19 protein-coding genes and 1 riboswitch are annotated in these 26,048 nt (G+C 58.1%); of the genes, 13 read left to right on the forward strand and 6 right to left on the reverse strand.

The genetic code is table 11. From position 1 onward, the window contains the following. Positions 1-130 precede the first annotated feature (130 nt). Genes B145_RS0102420 through B145_RS0102430 form a run of 3 tightly spaced genes read right to left on the reverse strand, consistent with a single transcriptional unit; the run spans position 131 to position 6,921 of the window. Positions 131-1,915, reverse strand: a complete 1,785-nt coding sequence (locus tag B145_RS0102420; RefSeq protein ID WP_018604929.1) for an SEL1-like repeat protein — start codon at positions 1,913-1,915, stop codon at positions 131-133. Next, positions 1,908-4,025 (reverse strand): phospholipase D-like domain-containing protein, encoded by a 2,118-nt coding sequence (locus B145_RS0102425; protein WP_018604930.1) that lies wholly within the window; start codon positions 4,023-4,025, stop codon positions 1,908-1,910. The genes B145_RS0102420 and B145_RS0102425 overlap by 8 nt, the downstream gene beginning before the upstream one ends. Before the next feature lie 34 nt (positions 4,026-4,059). Beyond that, on the reverse strand, positions 4,060-6,921 hold the full coding sequence (locus tag B145_RS0102430) for a type VI secretion system Vgr family protein (protein WP_018604932.1): 2,862 nt from the start codon (positions 6,919-6,921) through the stop codon (positions 4,060-4,062). Positions 6,922-7,265: 344 nt separating this feature from the next. Between B145_RS0102430 and groES the strand changes: the two genes are divergently transcribed. The 3 genes from groES to B145_RS24145 all read left to right on the forward strand — a co-directional run bounded on the left by groES (position 7,266) and on the right by B145_RS24145 (position 11,255). After that, positions 7,266-7,556 (forward strand): co-chaperone GroES, encoded by a 291-nt coding sequence (gene groES / locus B145_RS0102435; protein WP_018604934.1) that lies wholly within the window; start codon positions 7,266-7,268, stop codon positions 7,554-7,556. A gap of 48 nt (positions 7,557-7,604) precedes the next feature. Beyond that, entirely contained in the window at positions 7,605-9,251 is a 1,647-nt protein-coding gene (groL, locus tag B145_RS0102440) for a chaperonin GroEL (protein ID WP_018604937.1), read from the forward strand. Between the two features lie 348 nt (positions 9,252-9,599). Then, entirely contained in the window at positions 9,600-11,255 is a 1,656-nt protein-coding gene (locus tag B145_RS24145) for a hypothetical protein (protein ID WP_157288233.1), read from the forward strand. Here B145_RS24145 and phoR read toward each other — a convergent pair. Both phoR and phoB read right to left on the reverse strand, forming a co-directional pair. Continuing rightward, positions 11,206-12,486 (reverse strand): phosphate regulon sensor histidine kinase PhoR, encoded by a 1,281-nt coding sequence (phoR, locus tag B145_RS0102450; protein ID WP_018604942.1) that lies wholly within the window; start codon positions 12,484-12,486, stop codon positions 11,206-11,208. The genes B145_RS24145 and phoR overlap by 50 nt on opposite strands. A gap of 54 nt (positions 12,487-12,540) precedes the next feature. Next, positions 12,541-13,251 (reverse strand): phosphate regulon transcriptional regulator PhoB, encoded by a 711-nt coding sequence (phoB, locus tag B145_RS0102455; protein ID WP_018604943.1) that lies wholly within the window; start codon positions 13,249-13,251, stop codon positions 12,541-12,543. Positions 13,252-13,414: 163 nt separating this feature from the next. Between phoB and B145_RS0102460 the strand changes: the two genes are divergently transcribed. The 3 genes from B145_RS0102460 to B145_RS24150 are packed head-to-tail and all read left to right on the forward strand — an operon-like array spanning position 13,415 to position 15,222. Then, positions 13,415-13,849 carry a gamma-butyrobetaine hydroxylase family protein gene (locus tag B145_RS0102460; RefSeq protein ID WP_018604944.1) on the forward strand — a complete coding sequence of 145 codons (435 nt, stop codon included), beginning with the start codon at positions 13,415-13,417 and terminating at the stop codon, positions 13,847-13,849. 11 nt (positions 13,850-13,860) lie between these two features. Next, the gene (gene ubiE / locus B145_RS0102465; protein ID WP_018604945.1) at positions 13,861-14,598 is read left to right on the forward strand and encodes a bifunctional demethylmenaquinone methyltransferase/2-methoxy-6-polyprenyl-1,4-benzoquinol methylase UbiE; all 738 of its coding nucleotides are present in this window, start codon (positions 13,861-13,863) and stop codon (positions 14,596-14,598) included. A 54-nt stretch (positions 14,599-14,652) separates the two neighbouring features. Then, complete coding sequence (locus tag B145_RS24150; protein WP_018604946.1) at positions 14,653-15,222, forward strand: ubiquinone biosynthesis accessory factor UbiJ; 570 nt, start codon at positions 14,653-14,655, stop codon at positions 15,220-15,222. Positions 15,223-15,301: 79 nt separating this feature from the next. On the opposite strand, the gene B145_RS0102475 is transcribed toward B145_RS24150, so the two are convergent. Beyond that, positions 15,302-17,683: a putative Ig domain-containing protein gene (locus tag B145_RS0102475; protein ID WP_083917586.1), complete on the reverse strand. Its 2,382-nt coding sequence runs from the start codon at positions 17,681-17,683 to the stop codon at positions 15,302-15,304. Between the two features lie 58 nt (positions 17,684-17,741). Beyond that, positions 17,742-17,827: riboswitch (cyclic di-GMP riboswitch) on the reverse strand. A 322-nt stretch (positions 17,828-18,149) separates the two neighbouring features. Here B145_RS0102475 and norR point away from each other — a divergent pair. The 7 genes from norR to B145_RS0102510 all read left to right on the forward strand — a co-directional run bounded on the left by norR (position 18,150) and on the right by B145_RS0102510 (position 25,995). After that, positions 18,150-19,697 (forward strand): nitric oxide reductase transcriptional regulator NorR, encoded by a 1,548-nt coding sequence (norR, locus tag B145_RS0102480; protein WP_018604949.1) that lies wholly within the window; start codon positions 18,150-18,152, stop codon positions 19,695-19,697. Between the two features lie 150 nt (positions 19,698-19,847). Further along, the gene (hcp, locus tag B145_RS0102485) at positions 19,848-21,509 is read left to right on the forward strand and encodes a hydroxylamine reductase (protein ID WP_018604951.1); all 1,662 of its coding nucleotides are present in this window, start codon (positions 19,848-19,850) and stop codon (positions 21,507-21,509) included. A gap of 130 nt (positions 21,510-21,639) precedes the next feature. Then, on the forward strand, positions 21,640-22,692 hold the full coding sequence (locus B145_RS24155) for a flavin reductase family protein (protein ID WP_018604953.1): 1,053 nt from the start codon (positions 21,640-21,642) through the stop codon (positions 22,690-22,692). A 193-nt stretch (positions 22,693-22,885) separates the two neighbouring features. Beyond that, positions 22,886-23,821, forward strand: a complete 936-nt coding sequence (locus tag B145_RS24160) for a type 2 periplasmic-binding domain-containing protein (RefSeq protein ID WP_018604955.1) — start codon at positions 22,886-22,888, stop codon at positions 23,819-23,821. A gap of 176 nt (positions 23,822-23,997) precedes the next feature. After that, a complete protein-coding gene (locus tag B145_RS0102500; protein WP_018604957.1) occupies positions 23,998-24,276 on the forward strand; it encodes a hypothetical protein in 279 nt (92 codons plus the stop codon). Positions 24,277-24,394: 118 nt separating this feature from the next. After that, on the forward strand, positions 24,395-25,405 hold the full coding sequence (locus tag B145_RS0102505; protein WP_245541819.1) for a TraB/GumN family protein: 1,011 nt from the start codon (positions 24,395-24,397) through the stop codon (positions 25,403-25,405). Between the two features lie 158 nt (positions 25,406-25,563). Then, positions 25,564-25,995 (forward strand): hypothetical protein, encoded by a 432-nt coding sequence (locus B145_RS0102510; protein WP_018604959.1) that lies wholly within the window; start codon positions 25,564-25,566, stop codon positions 25,993-25,995. Positions 25,996-26,048 lie beyond the last annotated feature (53 nt).

Below are 26,048 nucleotides of genomic sequence, written 5' to 3' on the forward strand. Positions count from 1 at the left end.
CGCAATAGACGGGAGGATTTGACACGCTGCGAGCGTTCAGGTGTCGGGGGATTGCCTGCCGTTTCTAACGCCGTCGGGCTGGTTGAAGACATGATGTGGGCAAGGATTTTGGTGGCCTGGGCGTCTGCATTTACCCCAGCGTCACACGCTTAAAGCCACTGCTGTCCACATCGTTTTCCTGGCCGAGCCATTCCCAGGTGATGGCATCCGGCTTGATATCCAGATAGGCCGGGCTGGGGAAGGCGTTGCCTGCTTCAACATAGGCTTGATTGAGCATGGGGTGCTTGAAGACTTGCCTAAAAACTTGGGCAAGCGGGTGTTTGGGATCGGTAAAGGCGTACCAGACACCGGTACGTGGGCAGGGGCGGTTACCGGCGCAGGTCACGGACTCTTGCGGCATGACAATTTCAATGGCGACCTTGCGTTGCACCAAGGGGTGCGACGCAGCAGGGGCCAAGGGAATCGGCTCGCCAAAGTAGTGCCAGACCATGCCTTGGAGTTGGTTGCGGGAGAGGTCGTGCCAGTCTGTGTGCACGCCTGTCGCGTAGTGCAGGGCCTCAAAACTGGCGAGTGCCTCACCGGCTGCGTAGCGACGGGCGGGCAATGCGTTCAAGCGCTGCGCGGCTGCGCGGGAGCGGTCCTCGGTGACGTCGAGGGGAAGACTGGGCTGCCAGAACCCCGCCATGCTCGCCTTGTGCATGTAGCCTTGCAGGCTGTCACGTGGCGCCTTCGGTAAAGTGTAGCCTGCGGGAATGTGGTAGGCCGGATCTGCCAGACTGGTGTTGGGGTGAGCCGGAACCGGCTTGGGTGCCGGTATCGCGCCTTTGGCGGCATCAATGAGTTTTTGCTTGTCACCATCCCACTTGGGCAATCGGGCCGGTGGCAAGGGTAAAACCTTGTCCAGGTTGGGAAAACGCAGGTCCGGGTTGTTGAAGAGCGCATCGTCCAACACCGAATAACGCTCTGCGCGGGCAAGGTCTTTGGCGCGGCCTACAAGGAGCGAGCCTGAATGAAAGGCTGCTGACATATACGAAGTGGCCTCCTCCGAACCAAATTTGACCGCATCATGCAATATCTGGAGGGCACGTGCATAAGCGGCTTTGGCGGCCTGGGCGTCTGGAATCAAGTCCGCCTCCACATTTTCTAAATGTGTGCCCAATTCAAACGCGCCCACCGCATTGCCCTGCGCATAGGCACATTCCAACATTGCTTTGGATACGGGGACATTGGCCCATCTCTCAGGCGGGCGATCATAGACTGCCGAGAATTTTGTCCCTAAAAAGGCCTGTGCATCCGCGTTGCCCAGGTCGGCGGCAATCTCCCATAACGCATAGGCGCGGCTGATGTCCTGCTTGACCCCCGTGCCGTCCTGGTGGAAGGTGCCCATCAGGTCAAATGCGGCCGGGATGCCTAGTTGCATGCCGTATTCCACCATCTTGACGGCAGCTTCCGTGTCGCGGGGCACGCGGTATTTGCCCTGCCCCGCACCGGTGCTCAGCGTACCGGCCACAAAGATGATAGCCTTCCAATGCTTGAGTTCGGCGGCTTGGCGGGCAAGCGCCATGGCTTGGGGCCAGTCCTGCCCGTCCGGCCAATCGCCAGGGCTGGTGAGCTTGAGGGCTTGTTGATACAGGGCCTCGGCTTGCGCAGCGAGGGGTGGCACCTTATCCGCCTCATGCACGCAACTGAAGTCTTTGCGGTGGGGGTTGAAGGTTCTCAGATTGACGTTACGCGGCAAGACTTTGCCATTTTGGGCGGGGTCCAGCTCAGACAGTGGAGATTGGGCGCTAAAGGGGTTCATCGTCAAGGCTCGCGGTTTCAGTGAGTTCCAGTCAAATGCCTGGGCATTGCCACTCAGGCTCAGCCATGCCACCAGCAGGTAGCGTAGCGCACGCAGTGAGAAGGATTTATCCATGGCGGAATGTACTTTTTCGGTTATCGACAAAAGGAACAATAAAACCGCTCGCGGGGGGGTGCTTATGATCCATCTTTTGCCCATTTTGGGTTGAAATAGCCTTCCATTGTTTAAATGCGGTTGCAATCGCCTCTTGGCCGCCTGTGCCGCCAGTCGCATCGATATCCCAACCAGTCATCATGCCCCATACCTCTTGCCGCAAGTCCTGTGCGGTGGCAGGGTGGGCGCAGCCGACATTCAACTCGGAATCCACAGCCATGCTGCGCTGGTTGAGGTTGGCGCTGCCCAGGGTGAACCACTGGTCGTCCGTGATCATGAGTTTGCTGTGGATATAGATCTGGCGGTACATCACGTCTGTTTCTTTAACCACGTCGGCGGCTTTTTTTAGGTTGTCGTTGGCCGCAATCTGGTCTTTGTTGATGTCGGTGCCCCGGTAGGACACACCCTTGATGCCGGTGCTGTTGTAGGTCACCATGCGACAAAACAGCGCCTTGACCCCCAGCGTCTGCCCCACTTTGTCTTTTTGCTTGTCATCGACAAGGTAGAGCACCCCGTTTTTGTCTGTCTGGGCGGCAGGCAGGTTGTCTGCGTCTTGTGCCAGGGACGACCGTCTGGGTGTAATAGGGGTGCCTGTATCGTAGGACTGACTCTCTTTAAGTGCCGCTTCGTCCTGGTGATAGGTCTGGTTTTCTGTATTGAGTCGCTGGTCTTGCTGGGGCATGCTATTGGCATGGCCCAGCATCTTGAGCGTGTCGTAGGTGCGGGGCACCATGCCGGGGTCTTCAGGCCAGGGCAGCACCACGAAAAGGTGCAGGATAGGGTGCTGTGCCTTGTCCCAACCTGCGTTCTGAATACCTGCGGTGAAATCCTTGCGGTTGTTTTGAAACTCGCGTGCCCAGATCTCGTAGAAGAAGTATTGTTGCTCGATGTAGATGTAGTCTTGCGCTTGGCGGGTGGCGTGCAGGTAGGCGGCCTTGATGGATTTGTCCAGGTCGGCTTCTGGATGTGTACGCAGCACTTGCAGTTGGCAGGGATGCTTGGGATTGGCTTTGAACGGCTTCTTGGGCTCGGCCTTGAGTGGTGGAGGCAGGGCTTCCTTCAGCGCTTTGTAGCTCTTGCGAGGGGTCAGGGTTTTGGTGTCTTTACTATTCCAGCCAAACTCAAAATTGTCATGCACGCCTTTGAGCACACTGCCCCGTAGCCGGGCAGCATAATCCCGATACGGTTCGCGGCTCAGCGGGGTGTTGCCGATCATCAACGAGGTGTGACTGGAGCCCTCCCAATCGGGTTCGCGTTTCGGGTCGTCGAATAGATGCGCTGCCGTATCCCAAAAGTCTGAGATGCTGTTGAGCCCCATGATGTAGCCCACGGCGTAATCGCCCTGCTCATCTTTTTCCCCCCAGTCAATTATGATGGGCTTTTGGTGGTGGGTGGCATAGCCTTCTAGCAGCGATTGCTCCGAGTCGATCCAACTGACGTACTGCGAGGTACTGCTGTCGGTCGCGTCTTCATGCTCGGCCAAAGATTGCTTGACGGCCTTGCTGTTTCCCTCTCGATATTTGACCTCGATTCCGTGATGCAATTTGCTGAGCACCTCGTTCCACCAATGGAAGCAATAGTTTGAGCGCTGTTGCTTGATGCTGAGCGTCTCGTTCTTTTTGGCGGTCTCAAGACCCGGTGTGTAGAGCCATGGAACGATGTAGGAGCCGCTGGAGTATCCCAGCAGACTTTGTTGTTTTGCAGAACCGGCCTCGGTGAACCATACTAGGAGCCGTATCGTCACCCCTTCCGCAGCTTTGGCTTTGAGCAACTCGCCGTAGGTGTGCTCTTTGCGCCAAGGGCCCCCATCGCGTATCAATGGCATGCCAGGGTCAAAGCCCCAGCAAACCAGGTCCACGGATGTTTTTGCCGCCATAATGTCTTCGTAGATACTGGCAAAACCTTGCTGGCCGCAAACGAAGACATTGATCTCGTTATCGCTGCTGATTTCAGCAATGGGATACTTGGATTTTTCCAATAGCCACTGCACACCGCTTTTGGCACTCAAGCCTTGTTTGTCGGCATGGACGGTGACGTTGCGGTGGGTGTCGAGTTGTTCTGTTCCTGCCATGTGTCTCTCTTCTTAATAAAAGGAACGACAGTTCTTACGCGTCCTGGTCTCGATGACCTTGATTACTGCGCTGATGCGAGGGGTCTAGCTTTTCGTGGATAGGGATGTGGTACTCCGCGCCGTGATAGAGCACGACTTTGTACTGGGCGGTGCTGTCTTTGTGATCCTTGATGGCCACCTGCCCATATTCATCCGTGACGCCATGTTCGACAAATGCCCCGTCTTTGTAGAGCTTGTAAGGGGTATTGGCACGTGCGCGGTCTGTATGTTCGTGTGAAAGCAGCGAGAACACAAAGCTTGCCTGATTCTGCTGGACAATCTCCTTGTCCGAGTGGGTAACAAGCTGCGGAATGGATATCGGTGCATTACTGGGCCCCGGCATACTGTGACTGGCCGCGTGCGAGACCCAGGTGCCACTGGTGCCGATTTCAATCCCCCCAGCGCTCCATTTGGTGTAGCTGCCGCCACCATTGACCAATACTTCTTCCTTGGCGGTTATCGTGATCTTGTTGGCCGTGTGGGTAATTTCCAACTTGGCCAGCAGGTTGATGTTCTTCTGTAGTGCCTGGATGTCAATATCCTCTTTGGCCGAAATGAGTTTGACCCCCGCCTTGTAGGCAAACATCCGAATGGCTTCTTTGACACTGACGAGCCAACTCTTCCCCGCTACCACGCTGACATGCCCACTCGCAGAGATGGCATGATGCTCGCCACTGTGCTGGTGGGTGCTCTTGGGCGTGGTGCTTTCAATCCCGGCGGGGCTGGCAAGGATGAGATGGGGTTCAGCAAGTTCGGGGAAGTTGCCATCGTTCTGGCCGCCCGTGCCACCTCCACTACCCTGGATGGCTTGGTGTTGCTCTTTGAGGCTTTTGACGACTTCGGCCTGATCGCTGTCTTCCTGGGCCTGATGGTCTTTGGCGAGGCCGCCCAGGGTGTCATGCAGGTCCTGGCCTTGGCTGAGGCGTTGGGCAGTCTCGGCCAGGTCGGTGATATGGGCCTTCGCACCAGGACGGGCTTCGGTGGTAATCAGCAGTCCGGCTTGGGCGCGCAAGGCGCCATGCCCATCGGTTCTGAGTTCAAAGCCTTGGCCTCGGGCGTCTTTGCGTCCGCCGTTGTCTTCAATGCGGGTGATGTGCCCGAGGGATAGCTGGCTGTGCTGATGGTCACTTCTGAGCTGGGCCTGAATCTTTGTATCGGTGTCATCGAGCACAAGATGATTGCTGCGCCCACTGGCTGCATTGCCGCCGCCCGAGGTGAGTTCCCGGCTTCTGAAGCCGCTCAAGGCTTGTTGGGCGGGCAATGCCCAGGGCGGCATGTTCAACTGGTTGTAGACATTCCCCATGCAGATCGGCAAGTCAGCATCACCGCCTATAAAGCCAATGATCACCTCTTGCCCCACTCGCGGGATGTGCATCGCCCCGAGTTGATTTCCTGCCCAGGTGTTGGCCACCCGTACCCAGCAGGAACTATTCTGGTTCCTCTGGCCGTAGCGATCCCAGGGGAATTGAACCTTGATACGGCCGTACTGGTCGGTGTAAATGTTGCTCTCGGCCGTGTCGCCTGCCGGGCCTGTTACCAGGGCTGTTTCCGGGCCGTGGGTGCGGGGTTTGGCTTGGTGGAGTTCGGGGCGCAGGGCTTCGGTGCTGGGCTGGGCGTCAAACCGGGTCACGATGCGCCATTGGCCGGTGAGGCGTTGGGGGTCGGTCAAGGCGCTCAATGCACTGGTGATGCCTGCCGTACCCGCTGTGCGCTGGGTGTCTTCGCTGACGTTTTCGATAGTCAGGTGGGTGGCCAGCGTGACGTATTCACAGTTGGCGGCTTCCTGGGGGTGGCCGGTGAGCGTGAAGCTGTGGCCTGGAGCAATGCCCCGGATGTGGCCTTCGCCGTGGGCGCGGTGCCCCTTTTGGCGTTGGGCCTGGATGCGTAGCCGTGCGAGGTGTTGACCTTGCTCTTCGGTCTGGTTGGCGGCTTTGTCGGCGCCTGCGTTGGATTGGCTGTAGTTGTTCTGTTGCCAGCGGTAGAGTTCGGCGTCGCTGTGAGCAGTGTTGCGGGGGGCTTGGGCAGAAGTCTCTAATGTGGCTTTGGGGCGGGTGTAGTCGTAGTCCCGACTGGCGTAAGTGCCGCTGGTGAGCTGTTCGTCGATGCGGAAAGCATGAACGTATTCGCTGTCGATCTTGTGGCCGGGTGGATAGTACGCAATTTGCTGATAGGCAGTGCTGGTACTGGGCTTAAAAGCACTGTTACTGTCGGAGAGAATCAGCCGGTGATGGCTGTCCTGATACTCAAAATGGTAATTGATCCCCCACTCTTGCATGAGCCGGGTGAGAAATTCGTAGTCCGTTTCATTGTACTGAACGCAGTAGTCTCGAACGGGATAGGTTTCGATCAGACGTTTGTCGACCGGAAAGGGATAGTCAGCCAACACGGCGTCGATCACTTGGATCGGAGTCTGGTCCTGGAAGACTTTGCAATCAGTGGTGAGGGTCGCCAAGTGGAGCCAGGGACGTAAAGTCAGCTCATACAAGGCATGGCGGCTGTCTTCGCCCAGGAAACGCGCATCGGTGATGAGCGCGTTGATCTCCCGCACACCTGCACCTTGATTGACCGCCCCCGCCGCCCCCGCCAAGCCTTCCATGAAGTGCCCATAGCCTTCGAGTTCGATCCGGCAGCTGACCTCCTGACCGATGAAACTCTCCAGCGCGAAGTTGCTCCCCAGCCCGGCTTTGAAGTTGAGCGCATCCGGGGTTTGCAGCGTGAGGGTGTATTCGAAGAGGCTGTTGATGCCTTCGTGACCTTCGAGCTTGAGTGGCACCAGGGCGGGGGCGCCCATTACTTCGGGGATGGCCGTGCACTTGACGCTCAAAGCACGGGGGCTGGGAAACAAGTCGATAGACATGGGTCGTACTCCTTTAGTGGAGTATTCTATACGACCATCATTCACACTTGTTTGCAGAATTGACTGGTGGTTGAAACAGAGAGATGCGAGGGGAAGTGAGTACCGATGGATGACAATTGATTGCTCAGTTCATTTGCTCAAGATTGCTCGGTTTATCTGCTTACTCACACCAACGAAAAAACACTTGCCCGGGGCTCTTGAAATCGGGTTGGTCCGCACCTATTATTAGCACTCCCCGAGGGAGAGTGCTAACAAGTGCTCTGTCGCAAGACCCTGACCCTCTGAAACTGAGGTGCCATTTTGGCCCTAACTGATTGATTTTACTTCGACTTACAGGAGTGGATATGAAGATTCGTCCCCTGCACGACCGCGTGGTCGTCAAGCGCGTTGAGGCTGAACGCAAGACTGCATCCGGCATCGTGATCCCTGATTCTGCTGGTGAAAAGCCTGATCAAGGCGAAGTGGTTGCCGTGGGTAATGGCAAGAAGCTGGACAACGGCGAAGTGCGCGCGTTGGACGTCAAGGTGGGTGATCGCGTTCTGTTCGGCAAGTACTCCGGCCAAACCGTGAAGGTTGATGGCGTGGAACTGCTGGTGATGCGCGAAGAAGACATCATGGGTGTGGTTGAGGCCTGATTGCCTCCCCTGCTGCTTGATCCCCTATCAATATTTTTGGAGTAAGACATGGCTGCTAAGCAAGTTCTGTTCGGCGACGACGCACGTGCCAAGATCGTTAATGGTGTTAACGTTCTGGCCAACGCCGTCAAGGTGACCTTGGGCCCGAAGGGCCGTAACGTGGTTCTGGAGCGCAGCTTCGGTGCCCCGACCGTGACCAAGGACGGTGTGTCCGTGGCCAAGGAAATCGAACTGAAGGACAAGTTCGAAAACATGGGCGCCCAATTGGTCAAGGAAGTGGCTTCCAAGACCTCCGACAACGCCGGTGACGGTACCACCACCGCTACCGTGCTGGCTCAAGCCATTGTGCGCGAAGGCTTCAAGTATGTGGCTGCTGGTTTCAACCCTGCCGACCTGAAGCGTGGTATCGACAAGGCTGTGGCTGCAATCGTTGCTGAAATCAAGAAGATTTCCAAGCCGACGACCACCAGCAAGGAAATCGCCCAAGTGGGTTCGATCTCCGCCAACTCCGACGAATCCATCGGCAAGATCATCGCTGACGCGATGGACAAGGTGGGCAAGTCTGGCGTGATCACCGTTGAAGACGGCAAGAGCCTGGACAACGAGCTGGATGTGGTTGAAGGGATGCAATTCGACCGTGGCTACCTGTCCCCGTACTTCATCAACAACCAAGAACGTCAAATCGCCACGATGGAAAACCCCTTCGTGCTGCTGTTCGACAAGAAGGTTTCCAACATTCGTGACCTGCTGCCGGTGCTGGAGCAAGTTGCCAAGGCTGGCCGCCCGCTGCTGATCATCGCTGAAGATGTTGAAGGCGAAGCGTTGGCTACCCTGGTGGTGAACAACATCCGTGGCATCCTGAAGACTGTGGCCGTCAAGGCTCCTGGCTTTGGCGACCGCCGCAAGGCTATGCTGGAAGACATCGCCATCCTGACTGGTGGCCAAGTGATCTCCGAAGAAGTCGGTCTGTCGCTCGAGAAGGCTACCCTGGCTGATTTGGGCCAAGCCAAGCGTATCGAAGTCGAGAAGGAAAACACCACGATCATCGATGGTATCGGCAAGGCTGATGCGATCCAGGCTCGCGTTGCCCAGATCGACGCTCTGATCGAAACTTCCACGTCCGACTACGACAAGGAAAAGCTGCAAGAGCGCAAGGCCAAGCTGGCTGGCGGTGTGGCTGTGATCAAGGTTGGTGCCGCCACCGAAGTCGAAATGAAGGAAAAGAAGGCTCGCGTGGAAGATGCGCTGCACGCTACCCGCGCCGCTGTGGAAGAAGGCGTTGTGGCTGGTGGCGGCGTGGCGCTGCTGCGTGCCCGTGCTGCCATTGGCAATCTGAAGGGCGACAACGCTGATCAGGAAGCCGGTATCAAGATCGTGCTGCGCGCTATTGAAGAGCCGCTGCGCCAGATCGTGGCCAACGCTGGCGACGAACCCTCCGTGGTCATCAACAAGGTGCTGGAAGGCAAGGGTAACTACGGTTACAACGCTGCCAACGGCACCTACGGCGACCTGGTTGAACTGGGTGTGCTGGACCCGGCCAAGGTGACCCGCTCCGCGCTGCAAAACGCGGCTTCCGTGGCTGCGCTGATCCTGACCACCGACGCGCTGGTTGCTGAACTGCCGGAAGACAAGCCTGCTGGTGGCGGTATGCCCGGCGGTATGGGTGGTATGGGCGGCATGGGCATGGATATGTAATAGCCCACTGCTGTGGAGGGTGGCTTGCCACCCTCTTCGCTGTGTCAAAAAAGCCTCGCATTTGCGGGGCTTTTGTCTTTTTTGGCCTTGCCGTTCAAGGCTTTATGCGCCCCTCCGGTCGGAAACCCTTGTGTCTCATTCCCCTAAGGGCAAATTCGGGCGGATTCCCGTTGTCAACTGTGGCATTTGCCATACTCCATATATCTGTGCCACGTTAGGCTCCACATGGGTCTGACGTCTTTTGCCCGATGCGCTGCGTTGGAGTTGGGCCGGTGGCAAATGGTTTTCCAAGGCGTTTTGCTTCAGGCAAAGCGATCATGCAAGTATTGTTTCGTGGATGGTTGGCGCATGCAATTTACTTTGACACGCAGTAAAAACAGCATCGACTTCAATAACGCCGAGCAATGCATGGCGTTTCTCGATAGTCTGAATGCGACCAATGTCGACCAAGCCACCGTTGCCTTGTTGGAGTTGCTTGAAGGTATGGCCGTGGCGTCGCCCGACCCGAAGGGGCATCTGGACGTTCTGGAGCACTCGCGCCAGACCATCGATTTTGTACAGGGCGAGGCGTCCAAGCGCTATGCTGCCCGTCCGCTGCCGCCTGATAGCCAGGAAGAGAGTGTGTTGCAGCAGGTCACGCGTTTGTGGTCGATCCTCGCAACCAACTATGCGTTTGTTGCACAACGCGTGTCGACCTCCAACAATCCGGCCTTGTATGAGCAAAAAACGCTGCTAACCCAAAGGCGCATCCAGTATCACACTTTCTGCATGATTGAATTTTTCCGTGCCCGCCGGGAAATGCCGGTGGGATTGTGGAAGGATCTGCATGAGCAATATCTGGCGGCAGAACGCGGCGGTTTTGCCGACATCCGGGTGGCCGATACGCTGAATGAAACCTGGGGTGCCCAAAGCGCCAAGGAATGCTATGTCAGTGCGCTGCTGATTGATGCCGCCAGCCCCTATAGCCGCACGCCACGGGAATTTACCTGGCTGGTGCGCTGGGCGCAGCGCTTTGCGCCCTACTGCGCCTTGCAGAACGGCTTGGAAGTCAAGGACAAGACCCCCGGTTTCGTGTTGGATATGGATGCCGATTGCGGCTTGCGCCCGATCAATGCCAACGCTGCTGCTTCCAATCCGCGTAGCCTGAGTACGGCCAAGCTCGCAGGCCATATTCAGGCGGTGGTCAATCAGCTGAAAAAGGGCGTTTCAGCAGCTTCGCTGGGGCTGGGCAATGACTGTGTGCAGCCCGCCTGCGCACGTCTGCTGGTCTCCCTGTATCGCCCCTGGGGGTTGGCTGCATCAGGGCGGCGCTTCCCCCGCCACCGTGCCAGCCAACAGGCCATTGTGTGCATCGACCCCGCAGCGGCTGCGTTTTTCATTACCGGTAAGCCATTTGAGCAGGACGGGCGCCCCCGCATCATGGATTACAGCCGTACTGAGGCCATGCTGACCTTGGGTGAGCGCGTGGATGGACAAGACCTGAGTGACGACAAAATCGATGCCCGCGCCATACAGCTAGGCTATACGCTGGAGACCTGGGACATCATTGATCAGTCGGTCGCAGGCTTCAAGATGGTCCGCCAGGAAGGCAATTCCAGAGTCCAGCACAGACAGCTGATCGGGTTGCGCATCCCCAACAGTGGAAACCTGCTGTTGGCTGAAATCAGTTGGCTGCAGTTCAGCCAGGGCGGGCAATTGAATGCCGGGGTGTCGATCCTGCCCGGCCCGCCTTCCGTGGTTGCGGTGCGCATTGCGGGTAATGAGCGAGGCATCAAGGACCAGTATAAGTTGGGCTTCATCATCCCGCCTGTTTCGGCGCTCAAGACCGAAATCTCGCTGATGATTCCTGCGGGCTGGTTCCAATCGGATCGGCGCCTCACCGTCATGGCTGACGGCGTGACTTGGCAGGCGCGGCTGGACAAGCTGGTCTCACGCGGTGCGAACTTTGATCGCGTCAGCTTTGTGCGGGAAGAAACACCCGGCGTGCGGGCAGATGTGCAGTAAAGCGGCTGCCCTTGCCCGGTTCGCTGGCGATTTCCAGCACGCCTTGATGGCGGGTGAGGATGTGCTTGACGATCGCCAACCCCAGCCCCGTGCCGCCCGTTTCGCGTGAGCGCCCGCGATCCACACGATAAAAACGTTCGGTCAGGCGTGGCAGGTGTTGGGGCTCGATGCCGATGCCGGTGTCTTCCACGCTGAAGCAGCCACTCCCATCGGCCGCAAGTTGCCAGATCAGCCGGATGCTGCCCCCTTCCGGGGTATAGCGCACCGCATTGCTGGCAAGGTTGGCAAACGCGCTGTGCAGTTCTTTGGAACAGCCCAGCAGTTTGGCGGCAGGGCCGGGGAGGACTTCGATCTGGTGGCGCCCGCCAGAGAGTGCCTCCGCCTCCCGCCCTACACCGGCAATCATCGCCTGCACATCGACTTCTTCCTCATTCACCACCACGCTGGCTGCCTGAAGGGAAGACAGGGTGAGTAGGTCATCAATCAGGCGTTGCATGCGCAGCGATTGCTCCATGGCCATGTTGAGGAAGCGCTCGCGTTGTTCCAGGGGGTAGTCGTCGCCCCCGTCAATCAGGGTTTCGATAAAGCCTGAAACCACGGTGAGCGGCGTTTTCAGCTCATGCGAAACGTTGGCCACAAAATCCCGGCGCATGGTTTCCAGCCGCTCAAGCTGGGTAATGTCACGGGCCAGGATCATCTGCTGATCATTGCCGAAGGGAATGACCTGGATGGTCAGCACCAAGCCTTCCTGGCGTAAGGAGCGCAGCAGCAAGGGGTCTTCAAATGCCCCTTGGCGCAGGTAATTCACAAAGTCCGGCTGGCGCACGAGGTTGGTGATGGCATGCCCGGTGTCGCGCTCGGCATCAATGCCCAAAAAGCGCTCGGCAGTATGGTTGCACCACTCGATGGTGAAATGGTCCGACAGATACACCACCCCGTCCGGCATGGCCTGGCTGGCTTCACGGAAGCGGGAGAGTGCCTGTACCAGACGTTCGCGTTGGTCGTAGGCGATCCGGGCGCGGCGGTTGATGGAGGCAAAGGCATAATCCCACACGCCCAAGGCACGCGGCACCGGTGTGCCGATCGGCTCCGCCGCCCAGTCGAGCAGTTTGCCGATGTTGCGCAGATGATGGGTGCTCAGGGCCAGTACAAAGAGCAGCATCATGCTGACGGCGGCCAGCGGCCCGAAAAAGAACCAGCCTGCCCCGCCAATGGCGAGTGTCAGCCCCACCAGAACGGCAATCGTCAGGCGGATATAGTGAGTGGGATCGATGGCCGTGCTCCCTTATTCCAGCTCACCAGTCGCCATCACTTCAACCGAAAAGCGGTAGCCGGAGCCGCGCACCGTTTGGATCAGGCGGTCATGGTTGGTCGCCTCCAGTGCACTACGCAGGCGGCGGATATGCACATCCACCGTGCGCTCCTCCACGAATACGTGATCCCCCCATACCTGATCGAGCAATTGGGCGCGTGAATGTACGCGCTCGGCATGCGTCATCAGGAAATGCAACAGGCGGAATTCAGTCGGCCCCAGGTTGATCAGCTGGGCGCCGCTGGAGATACGGTGCGTGACCGGGTCCAGCCGCAGCCCGGCCATTTCCACCGCGTCTTCAGTGGTCTGTGGCGCGCGGCGGCGCAGCACGGCCTTGATGCGTGCCATCAACTCGCGTGGTGAAAAAGGCTTGGTGACGTAATCGTCTGCCCCGATTTCCAGCCCCAGCACCTTGTCATGCTCCTCGCTGCGGGCCGTGAGCATGATGATCGGTACGTTGCGAGTGCGCTCCTCGCCACGCAGGCGGCGGGCGAACTCGATGCCCGACTGGCCAGGCAGCATCCAGTCCAGCAGCACCAGGTCCGGCAGCGCATCGCGCACGATACGGGTGGCGATCTCGGCATCCTGTGCGCGTAGCACGGTGTGGCCAGCGCGAGTCAGATTGGCAGCAATCAGCTCCTGGATCGCAGGTTCGTCTTCAACAAGAAGTATGTTCGCAGCCATCGCATTTACACTCCATCGGGGGTATGGTGAAGCAGTCTATTGCAGCACCGTGACGATTTTGTGACAGGTAAGCATTCTGCAACAAATCCAAAAACAGCGTTGGGTGCCGCCATCGTCCGGTGCCTCGGTTATCATTGCCCCATTATCGTTTGCTTGCACCGCCATGGCTGATCATAGTTCCCCCCCGCCCATGCCCGTCGCCATTACCCTGCAACAGCGCAGCAGGGTGCTGGAGATCAGCTTTGAAGATGGACTGAGCGCGCAGCTCAGCCATGAGTTTTTGCGTGTCTATTCGCCCTCGGCAGAAGTCCGGGGCCATGGCAAGGGCCAGGAAGTGCTGCAGGTGGGCAAGCAGGAAGTCAGCATCACCGACATCGAGCAGATCGGCAACTACGCCGTCAAACTGGTGTTTTCCGATGGGCACGACAGCGGCCTATACTCATGGAGCTATCTGTACGAACTGGCTCATGACCATGATGCGCTGTGGGCGACCTACCTGCAACAGCTCGCCGCCGAAGGTGCCAGCCGCGACCCCGCCGCCCCCGTTCCCCCGCATTTGCGCCCGGCGCCCCCCAGCACCGGATGTGGCAAACACTGAGAATCCAGACCATGAATGACAAGACTACCCACTTCGGCTTTGAACAAGTGCCGGAAAGCGAAAAAGCCCGTCGCGTGCGTGGCGTATTTTCCTCGGTTGCCCAGAAGTACGATGTAATGAACGACCTGATGTCCGGCGGCATGCATCGTTTGTGGAAAGCCTTCACCATCCAGATTGCCAACGTGCGCCGTGGCGAGCGGGTACTGGACGTGGCCGGTGGCACGGCCGACCTCTCCCGCGCCTTTGCCCGTCAGGTGGGCGAGGCCGGGCAGGTCTGGCTCACCGACATCAACCCGGAAATGCTCGCCGTGGGGCGCGACCGCCTGCTCGACCAGGGCAACATCACACCGGTGGCGCTTTGTGATGCCGAAAAGCTGCCCTTCCCGGATAACCACTTTGATCTGGTCACCGTTGCCTTCGGGTTGCGCAACATGACCCACAAGGATGTGGCGCTCGCCGAGATGCGCCGCGTGCTGCGCCCCGGCGGACGCCTGCTGGTGCTGGAGTTCTCGCAGATCTGGAAGCCGCTGGCCAAGGCCTACGACGTTTATTCCTTCAAGGTACTGCCCTGGCTGGGCCAGAAGGTCGCCAACGATGCCGACAGCTACCGCTATCTGGCCGAATCTATCCGCATGCACCCGGATCAGGGTACGCTGGCAGGCATGCTGCGCGAGGCCGGGCTGGAGCGGGTGGAATACTTCAACCTTGCAGCAGGAGCGGTGGCTTTGCACCGTGGCTACAAGTTCTAGAAAGCACCCGGCTGCTGTCCTCCCGCTCAAGATTGCAAACAGGTTCACTCCGCCATGTTCAAGCGTTCCGCCCTCGCCTTCCTCAACCATCTGTTGGGCCAGCAAAGCTGGGCACGCAAGCGCCTGGGTGAGCATGTGGGCGAGGTCGCCATCCTGCACTGCGGCCTTCTCGCCCTGCGTTTCCAGGTTACGGCAGAAGGGCTGGTCAGCGAAGTAGGGCATGAGGTGGAGGCGGATGTTGAACTCCGGCTCCCGGCTTCTGCCCTGGGGGACATTCTGGGGGGCCGGCTTGATGATTTGTCCCGCCATGTGGAGGTCGGCGGCAACGCACGCTTTGCCGAAACCCTCTCGCTCCTGCTGGGCCATCTGCGCCCCGATCTGGGCGCGGCGCTGAGCCCCATGCTGGGCGACGCGCTGGCCCACCGTACCGAACTTGTTGTGGGGGGCGCGCTGAGCCAGACGGCGGAAATCTTCAAACGCGGGCCGGCCGGGCTGGCCGAATTCCTGCGCGAAGAACGCCAGGGCGGGCCACTTGGGCAGGCGGAATTCCAGGTCTTCCGGCAAGAACTGGATACGCTTGGGCAACGCTTGGCGCAGTTGGAAGCACGCCTGCACAAGCACTGATCCACGACGCGATTCAAGGCCCGTATACGGCACAAGGCTTGCCTGCTTCCAGGCAGGCCTTGTCACTGATACACAGGTTTTACCTGGCGGCGATCGTGATGGGCAAGGTCGTCGAACTGCTCAGCCCTGCCATATCGGTGGCAACGATCTTCAGCACATAACTGCCCGTTACAGGGCTCGGCCAACGCAGGCTGATGGTCGAACCGCTGACTGCGAAGCTCATGCCATAGGGCACCCCGCTGATGCTGACCGACATGGCATAGCCATTCGGGTCCGTCACCGTGAATGAGCCGGTCAGCACCTTGCCCGCCACCCCGGTCAGGGCCGTGGCCGTGATCACGGGCGCCTGCGTTGCGGCGGTGATCGTCACCGTGTAGCTCCCCTGACCACTGAGCAACGTCTTCTGGTCTTGCGCTACAACCGTGACCACGTAGCTGCCCTTGACCGGGCTGGGCCAGCTCACCGTGCCGGTGGAGCTGATCGTCATACCCGTGGGCGCTCCCCTGAGCGAATAGCTCACCGGGTTGGCTGCCGTCACCGCCACGCTGAAGCTCAGCGCCGCACCCGTCTTGCCGCTGATGCTGCCAGAACTGACCACCGGAGGCTTCGGCGCAGTAATGCTGACGGTATAGACCCCCTGGCCGCTTAACAAGGTCTGGATATCCCTGGCGATCACGGTGACGGCATAAGTCCCCGCCATCGGGCTGGGCCAGCTCACCACCCCGGCGGAGCTGATCGTCATCCCCGTGGGCGCTCCACTGAGGCTATAGGTCAGCGGGTGGGCAGAGCTGGCCGTCACGCTGAATGACAATGACGTACCCGTGACCCCGCTGACACTGGCGGAACTCACTACCGGTGTGCTGGCCGTGGTGCTGCCACCCAAGGCTGTCAGCAGGCTCGATACCTTGGGCGTGCCCAGGCCGGTTGGCAGGTCATACCCCACGCGGGCCGAGCAGCTTGAGCAAGTGCCATCGTTACCGCTGGTCACATCCAGCATGGAATTGGCATAGGTTGCGGAAACGGCTCCGATCTGCGCATACAACATGGTGTGTGGCAAACCGAGGATGGTTTTGCCCGCCTGCACCCGTGTGGCATTGGCAACCGCGAGCAGCCCTGCCCATTGTGGCGTCGAAAGGCTCGTGCCACCGGCGCTGACCCAACTGACCGTGGAGCTACCCGGTGAAATGACTGCAACATACTGGCCGGAATACGGATCGGCGTTGAAAGCGACATCTGCCGTCGCCCGCCGGGCGGGTGTGCCAAAACCGGGCAGGCTGCTCTGGTAGCTCGGTGTCGCCACATAGGCGCTGATGCCGCCACCTGTGCCGCTCCACACCGTTTCAGTACGTGCAGTGCTGTCAGCGTAACTCAGGGTCGTGCCGCCAACGGCCAATACCTTGGTGGATACGGCGGGCCAGCTTACCGCAGCGCCATTGTCACCCGTTGCGGCAAGGTAGCTCATATTGCTGCTGGCAAAGGCCGAATCAATGGTACTGGCCCAACTGCCTTCATTGGCACCAAAACTCATCGAGACAATGCCCGATCCCATTCTCGCGGCCAACTGGATGGCGGCAACCAACGAATTGACCGAAGCATCAGGTGCTTCAATCAGCACGATGCGGGCAAGTGGCGCGGTCGCATGTGCCCATTGCACATCCAGGGTGATTTCCGTTGCCCAACTGGAATTGTATGCCGGTGGCGTAGTTGTCAGCGCGCCCGCTGTCGTGCTGTAGGCAATCGAGAATACACATGCACTGGAAGAGGCTGTGGGCAATGGCAGGCTGGCTGTGCCCAGCATATTGGTGGTGCAGCCGGGCAGACCAAATTTCTGGTTGAAGGCTGCCAGTTCTGCTGCTACGTTCGGGTCGTGCATGGCATCCACGATATAGATGGTCTGGCCCGCCCCCATCTGCGCAGCCTGAAGTGATGCCAGGGATATCCACGTCGACGGCATGGTCGGCATATTGTATGCTGCACGAATCTGCGCGGGCGTATAGGTGGTCACCACCGAAGGGGTGGCCAGCGCCCCTACATTCGGTGTGGCCGAGGCCTGCCCGGAGATTTCCAGTGCATGCGCCAAGCTGATGTCCTGAACCGTCAGGCGCGTGGTGTTCAGCGTTGTCGCATATCCGCTAAGGCCCTGGACGTGAGGGAGGGCGTGGGAGGAGGCCGTGTTGTCCAAGGCATCGCTATCATCCGGCTCGCTCAACACCGTCGGGGCGAGGTGGAAAACCGGTTGCACAACCTGCGTTGAAGCAAATTCAGAGGATGCTGGCGTACTATCCGATGCAGCAGGCTCGGAGCTGCCTGTTGCCGCCATGGAAATCAGGATCTGGCTGGACGTAGCATCTGTGCTTCCCCCGCCGGAGCCGCCGCCACCCCCGCAAGCCACCAGCAGCAGGGCGCTCAACAGCGTTGTGGCTGTAACAGGGTGGGATGAAATTGATTTTATGAAAGACATGTGCATGACCCATCCAATTGCGTGACGGGGCAACGCATTCACGGCTGACAAATATGCCAACGGCGGCCCCGCTGCCATTGCGTTCTACGCTTTAGGCCGGAAGCTTTGCGTCTCCACCTTTCGGTGGGTTTGCCCTTTTTTACAAACAGAAAAAACACACAGGATGACCGTCTTTGGCATCCCTAGCGTACAGACTATGCAATGAACGGCGTATTTCCAATGCCTGGATTGTGGATAAAAGTGTCGAAATCGCTGCTAACACACATTATTACGCTTGGCTTCCGAAACCCTTGGCCGCCAGGAAAACGGGGGGCCGTATACGGCATGGCGTTCCCTGCCAAAAAGCGCGGGACTTTATCCACGGAACCGTATCAGGCAGCACAAAATCGGGTAGCATCAGTGCCTGGCCAGGGGGTGCAAATCAAGTCAATCCCCCTCCTTTTTTCTCGGATCACGCAGCCTCTTCATGCTCAACCAGCAGGCCATTGACCATGCTTTGAGCCAGATCGCCACCGATCTGGCCAATTCTATGCCAGGAGAATTGCACTTTCAGCGCCTGGTTTCTGCCATGGGTGCTGTACTGCCTTGCGATGCGGTTGGCGTGTTCCGGCTCCAGGCCCAAACCCTGCTGCCTGTTGCAAGTTTTGGTTTGGCGCCGGAGTTGCAGGGCAGGCGTTTCGAGCTGGCCGAGCATCCCCGGCTGCGGGCGATTCTGGCCTCGGATGTGCCGCTGCATTTCCCCGCAGATAGCCCTTTGCCGGACCCTTTCGATGGCCTACTGGCCCGTGACGCCCAGCGTGCCCAAGATGTCCACGCCTGCATGGGGTGTAGCCTGCATATCAATGGCGAAGCCGTGGGGGTGCTCACCCTGGACGCGCTCGACGCCCATGCTTTTGATGATCTGCCCGATTCCACGGTTGCTGCCTTTGCTGCGCTGGCGGCCGTCAGCCTCCACAATCTTGCCTTAATCCAGGCTCTGGAATCGGCATGCGAGCATCAACGCGCCATTGCCCGCGATCTGGTTAGCGAGGCTTTGCAATTGAGGGGCCATCTGTTGGGCCAGAGTACGGCCATGCAGCACCTGCGGCGCGATATCACCCTGGTTGCACAAACCCCGCTGGCGGTGCTGATCACCGGGGAGACGGGCACCGGCAAGGAACTGGTGGTGCGCACCCTGCATGCCCAGTCGGCACGTGCCGATCAAGCCTTGGTGCAGATCAACTGCGCAGCCCTGGCCGAATCAGTGGTCGAAAGCGAACTCTTTGGCCACCGCCGTGGGTCATTCACCGGTGCCCATGCCGACCGTGTCGGCAAGTTCGAGCTGGCCCACGGCGGCACGCTCTTCCTTGATGAGATCGGCGAACTCCCGCTGACCTTGCAGGCCAAGCTTTTGCGGACTTTGCAGCAAGGTGAAATCCAGCGTGTCGGGGCTGACCAGATCATCCATGTGGATGTGCGCATCATTGCCGCTACCAACCGCAACCTTGCCCGGGAGGTGGAGGCGGGGCGTTTCCGCGCCGATCTTTTCCACCGGCTGAACGTTTTTCCGTTGGCCGTCCCGCCCCTGCGGGAACACCGTGAGGATATCCCCGAGCTGGCCGGGCATTTCCTCGATATGGCCCGCAGCAAGCTCGGCGGCGAACGTATCGACCTCAGCCCCGACGCGCTGGCCGCCTTGATGGCCTACGATTGGCCCGGCAATGTGCGCGAACTGGAGCACCTGCTCCTGCGTGCCAGCCTGCGGGTGCGCCAGCGCTCTGCAAAGCGTGGCCTTGTCCAGGCAGCGGAACTGGATCTAGCGGAGGCCGCCTCATCTTCCCCAGCCCTGGTGGTTGCAGATGCCAATACCTTGGGGCTGCGCGAAGCGATTGAGGCCTATCAGCGCCAGTTGATCAGCAATGCTTTACTGCGTGCACAAGGCAACTGGAGCCAGGCCGCGCGGGCCTTGCAAACGGATCGGGCCAACCTGCAACGCCTTGCCCGTCGCCTGGGTTTGAGTCAAATCGACGCATAAGAGTCAGATTGACTCAGAGATAGAGGAGTCAATCTGACTCTATTCATGTTAGGCCCCTGGTAAAAAGCCTATAAGCATCAAGGGCTTTCACGTTGCGGCACACTTCTCGCACTAGGAGAGGTTCCAATCTTTCTGTAGGAATCTTCCACCATGTTCTGCGTTCAATGTGAGCACACGATCCGAACCCCGCAAAGCAACGGTTGCAGCTATGCCGCAGGCATGTGCGGAAAAACCGCAGAGGTCTCCGACCTGCAAGACGCACTGGTCAAGCAGTTGCAGGCCGTCTCGCTCTACGCCGTGGCCGCCCGCAAGCTCGACGTGATCGATGCTGAAATCGATTGTTACGTGCCAGAGGCGCTTTTCGCCACGCTGACCAACGTCAACTTCGACCCGGCACGTATCGTCGCATTCACCCAGCATGCCCAGGCCCTGCGCGATGCACTCAAGGCCCGCTATCTGGAAGCCTGCCGCAGCCAGGGCGTGGCCCCCGAAGCCCTGCCTGCCATTGCAGACCTGCAACTACCCGCGCAAGGCGAAGCGATTTTGCAACGCGCCGGAGAATTCGCACTCAATCGTCATCGTGCCGAAATTGGTGAAGACGTGCTCGGCCTGCGCCTGCTCTGCCTATATGGCTTGAAGGGTGCAGCGGCCTATATCGAACATGCCCGCGTACTGGGCCAGACCGAAGCCGGTGTAGCGGCCAAGTTCCACGAATTCATGGCCTTTCTGGCGACCGAGCCCACCGACATTGGTGCCCTGTTCCAATGCTCGATGGATATCGGCCAGATCAACTACCGCATCATGGCGATGCTCGACAAGGGCGAAACCGACACCTTCGGCCACCCCGAACCCACCCGCGTCAACACCCAGCCAGTGACGGGCAAGGCCCTCCTGGTTTCCGGCCACGACCTGCGGGATCTCGAACTCATCCTGCAACAGACCGCTGGCCGGGGCATCAACGTGTACACCCACGGCGAAATGCTGCCCGCACACGCCTACCCCGCCTTCAAAAAGTACCCGCATCTTGTGGGCAACTATGGCACCGCCTGGCAGAACCAGCAGCGCGAATTCATGGCCTTCCCCGGCGCCATCGTGATGACTTCCAACTGCATCATCAACCCGGCGGTCGGTCAATATACCCACCGCATATTCACGCGCAGCATCGTGGGCTGGCCGGGTGCCACCCACATTGAAGGCAACGATTTCTCGGCCGCCATCGAGGCCGCACTGGCCGAAGAAGGCTTCAAGCAGGATGCTGCCCCGGTCTACACCACCACGGGTTTTGCCCGCAATGCGCTGATGGCCGCTGCCCCGGCAGTGATCGAGCAGGTGAAGGCAGGCAACATCAAGCACTTCTTCCTCATCGGCGGCTGTGATGGCGACAAGCGCGAGCGCAGCTACTACACCGAGCTGGCGCAAAGCGTGCCGCAAGACAGCCTGATTCTCACGCTGGCCTGTGGCAAGTTCCGCTTCAACACGCTGGAGTTTGGTGACATCAACGGCATCCCCCGTCTGCTGGATGTGGGCCAGTGCAATGATGCCTACTCCGCGATCCAGCTTGCCCTGGCGCTGGCGGACGCCTTTGGTTGTGGCGTCAATGAGTTGCCGCTGTCGCTGGTGCTCTCCTGGTTCGAGCAAAAAGCCATTGTCATCCTGCTTACCCTGCTCTCGCTGGGCGTGAAGGATATTCGTGTCGGCCCGACAGCCCCCGGTTTCCTCACCCCCAACCTGCTTGGCATCCTCAACGAGAAGTTCGGCCTCAAACTCATCACCACCGTGGAAGATGATCTGGCCCAGATGCTGGCTGCCTGAGCACTGCCCCTAAACCGGCTTGCGATCTGTTGCCAGAAGGCGTGATCGCAAGCCGGTTTGCCACTGCAAATTTTACGGCACCGCTGCTGGTGCCATAGCTGTTGCCCACTGTTTCCCCCTCGTATTCAAAATGACAACCACCCCCGTCTGGCAAGGGCAGGCAAACCTGACCTGCCTGCTGCGCCACGAAGAAACCGCCGATTGCACCCGTTTCGAGTTTGCCGCGCCTGCAGGCATACATATCGACTTCCTGCCCGGCCAGTTCATCTGCCTGGGCGGTCTCATTGAAAATCAACTCAAGCTGCGTGCCTATTCGATTGCCAGCGATCCCGCTGTGCAGGACAGGGTGAGTGTCGCCATCCGCCGTGTACCCGGTGGGCAGGTTTCCAACTGGCTGATTGACCACGTCCAGCCTGGCAGCCAGGTGCCTGCGCTCTCCCCCGCAGGCAGCTTCCACCTCACCCCCGCACATCATCTTGATGTGGCCTCCCCGCGCCATGTTGCGTTATTTTCTGCGGGGTGCGGCATCACCCCGATGGTGGCGATGTCCCACTGGCTGCTGGCTCATCGCCCAGATGTGGAGATCCATTTCATCCACAGCGCCCGGGATGAAAACAACCTCATCCTCCATGCAGAAGTCCACCAGCTTGTTGCACGCCACCCAGGATTCCATCTGCATCACTTCCTGACCCGGCCACAGACTGACCGCCCCTGTCATGTCGGGCGCATTGATGCCGCACGCATCCGCGAGATACTCCCCGCCGCAACGCCGATCGAAGCCTATCTGTGTGGGCCACAACCCTACATGGACTTGATTGCGGACACCTTGCGAGCAATGGGCATCGCCGATCATGCTATCCACAGTGAGAGCTTCTTCACTCCGCAGGCGCCCGTAGCTGCATCGGGCGAAGCAGCTGCCAGCTATGCCTTGAACGTACCCGCCTTTGGCAGCCAGAACCAGATTGACAGCACTGAAACCCTGCTTGATGTGCTGGAGCGTGCCGGGCTTCCCATCATCGGCGCCTGCCGGACCGGGGTATGCGGCTCCTGCCGCTGCAAGGTGAGCCAGGGCGAAGTCCACCGCACCCAGACCGGCCCGCTCAGCCCGGAAGACCAGCAAGCCGGCTACGTGCTGGCCTGCAGCACCCACGCCCGCAGCGACCTGACACTCGAATTGGGTTGAACGAACGCAGGCATGCGGTACGCAACACGTATCGCACCCCTGCCGGGCCGGGGACTCGTGTGACACGGCGTGCGATCATATATCTTGATGCTATGCTTCAAGGAATCACCCGAGGTGCCGGATTATGCAATTGATGAAGCACCGGGTTGGGGGAAAGTAAAGAGTTGGCTTTGCTGCATTGGTGGAGGCGTCAATGGCTGGCCGCGACCTGAATATCGGTATCCGAAAGATCTGCTTGAGCTTGATGCTGATGGCGTTATTGCTGCCAGGCGGGGCTGTTGCCGCACCCGGGCGGATGTTGGTGATTATTGATCCACCCGAAACGGCCCTCGACAAGCGCAATGATTTCCCGGATAAGCTGCTTTATGCCATTTTGGAGAAGACCCGCCCAAAGTTTGGCGACTACGAAATCCGTTTCAGCCGCATGGCGATGGACCGCAAACGCCTGCTCTATGAACTCGAACGCGGCGAGCGCGTGAATTTGAGCGCAAAGGCCAGCCAATCAGAGTGGGAAAGTCGACTGGTGCCCATCCGCATACCGATCGACAAGGGCATCGGCGGTTATCGCCTCTTCCACATTCGCTCGCAAGATCAAGCACTGTTCGATCAGCTGAAAAGCATTGACGAACTCAAGCACCTCCGCGTTGGCGTACAGCTGGGATGGTCATCTTTGCCGATCTACCAAGCGTATGACTTTAACATGGTGACTGGCAATAACTATGAGGGCCTGTTTGGCATGCTGGGTGCCAACCGGTTTGATTATATGCCGAGGGGACTTGCAGAAATTTTCATTGAGCATGATCTGCGCAAGACTCAATACCCCAAGCTCACCGTTGAAGAGCACCTATTGCTCTATTATCCGTTTCCAAAATATTTCTTCGTTTCGCCGACAAAACCCGAGTTGGCCGAGCGCGTTCGTACCGGTTTGCTGGCGCTGATTGCCGATGGCACATTCGACCGCATGTTCTACGGGTACCACGCTGCACTGCTCCGGCGCGCCAATCTATGCCAGCGCCGACTTTTCACAGTGGGGAATCCAGAGTTGGGCAAAGAGACTCCGTACAACATCGAGACATACTGGTACGACCCGCAACGGGAACCGGTAAAATATGGCGGCTGTAAGAAGTAGCGCATCCCATTGCCTTCCTCCCCATGTGTGATACGGCAAGATATTTCTGTATTGACGAACAGGCGGCTTGATCGGGTCATGTCCCCCGGCGTATGCTGACCCTTCCGGCATTACCTCTGCATCACAGAGGCATGCGGCTTGCTGTCATCTTCAAGGCTGTGGGAAAAAAATAGATCATGATCTGGAACGAACTACCCGCTGATTTTAAAGGCTTCATCATCGCTGCAACCGGTGGCCTTGTTATGGCCACGGTCACTCGGATCTTTAGTGTACAGTCCGGGCTGACATGGCCCATGAGGCTCTACTTGTGGCTATTTAAAAACTCACACGGGCTCCCTGCCTTGCGTCGCTATGGCGAGAGCCGTACCACTGCCAAATTCCGCGAGCAATTTATAGTGAGCTGGTTTGTGTGGTTCTTTATCCTTTTTGGATTGATGGTGTTTTTTCACTTATAACGGATAAGGCCGATTCAGCAAGGAGAGACTAGATGGCATAATGGCGGCATCGCTACGCGATCCTGTCTTATGCGTTGTTTAAACGATGCCGCCCTTCACATTGACCACCTTGAAGAACATGAGCCAGCATAAATATAAAACTGAGACACGACGTTTTGCCAACTTGTGTAATCTATATGTATTCATTTGCCTGACCGCAATTTTCATGTCATTTGCCGGTGCTGCGTTTGCAGATGGGCAGGCTTGCCCAAGTCTGCCGGCAACGGATCAAGCGAGCTTGCAGAAGCTTGCTCGGTCCAGGCATGCAGATCGAGGTGTGCTATGGGAGGTGAGCAAAAACGGACATTCCGCATACCTTTATGGCGTGATACATCTTGGCCGCCTGGATTGGGATTTTCCTGGACCGATTGTCAGTCAGTCACTCATTCAATCCAAGCTCTTGGCGGTAGAGCTTGATACCGACAACCCCACATTGGCGGCACGCATGGCAGCGGCTACCCAGGCAGCCACTCAGGCCTTGATACAAAACGTATCCAATCCCTTGAGCATCTCTGACGAGGAGCAGTTTGCACACCGAGTTGACAAACTGCTAGAGGCTGCATGCATATCACAGGAGCAGGTCGCAGGTGTTTCGCTTGGGTCCAGAACGGAAATACTGGATTTTCTCTCTGCGCGTGATCAAGGCATTTTCCACGATTTTGCGATTGATCAGGCTGTGATCGCATATATGAAAGTGAAGGGTAAACCGCTGGTCGAACTTGAATCTGTTGAGGAGCAGGCTACGGCGCTTGCATATATGCCCCGCGATCTAAAAGCCTATTGGGAAGGCTTACTTGAGCGTTTCGAAAGCGGCAAAGTCCGTCAGGCGCAGATTGAATTTGCCAGCGCATGGGAAGCCGGTGACATCAAAACCCTGCAAGTTAGTATTGATCGCATGGAGAAAGATCTGAAGAAGCAACTGCTGGATGACCGAAACGAAAAGCTTGCACGTCGAATCGACCAACTGTATAGAACACGCGATGGCGCATTCGTCGCCATCGGGGTATTGCATCTGGTGGGCGATGGCAGTGTCGTCGAGCGTCTGGGCGCGATGGGCTACACGCTAAGAAAAGTGGTGCCAGCGAAGTAGGTTAGGTAAGCTGTGGCGCATATTGTATGTGGGTGGTCGGTTATCTCTTCGGTAGATGTGTGCGAAATGTTGGGTGACGCCTACGGCTTACCCAACCTTGCTCGGTTAGAAATAATAAATTGAGCGTGTACATGTGAATTTGTTATTGTGGAATGGTTATGAAAGATACGTCATATAAAGTAAGTAGGTTGTATATTGTTTTTTCTTCCTGTGTTGTTTTTCTTGCTTTTTGTTGGGGATGCTATTTGGTTTTGGATGCTGTGTTTTTCAATTCTTTGGGCAGGTTTCAGTCTTTGACGGTTGGTTTTGGGGTGTGGTTATTGGTGTTTTTGTTTGTGCCGGCAATATACAAAATTGGAACGACAAAAATTACGAATGAGTATGTTTGGCAAGGAAGTCTTTTTAAAAAAGGAAAGTTTTTTGTCATGAAAAGACTGGCTTGGGATGAAATGTCAAGTTTTATGGTTTCAGCGCAGGCGTTTCGTTTGGTAGGAAAGTCCGTTTCTATAGAAATCAACCTTGCGTTCTATAGTCAGCCTCAGTGTGTAAGGGAGTTTGTGCTAGCGAAATTGTCTGGTACAGAAAAGTGAACTTGATCTTTGGGCCTCCGGATGCACAGCTTGCCGCGCCCTGGAGGGCGTTG

It is taken from the genome of Uliginosibacterium gangwonense DSM 18521, assembly GCF_000373965.1.
GTDB lineage: Bacteria > Pseudomonadota > Gammaproteobacteria > Burkholderiales > Rhodocyclaceae > Uliginosibacterium > Uliginosibacterium gangwonense.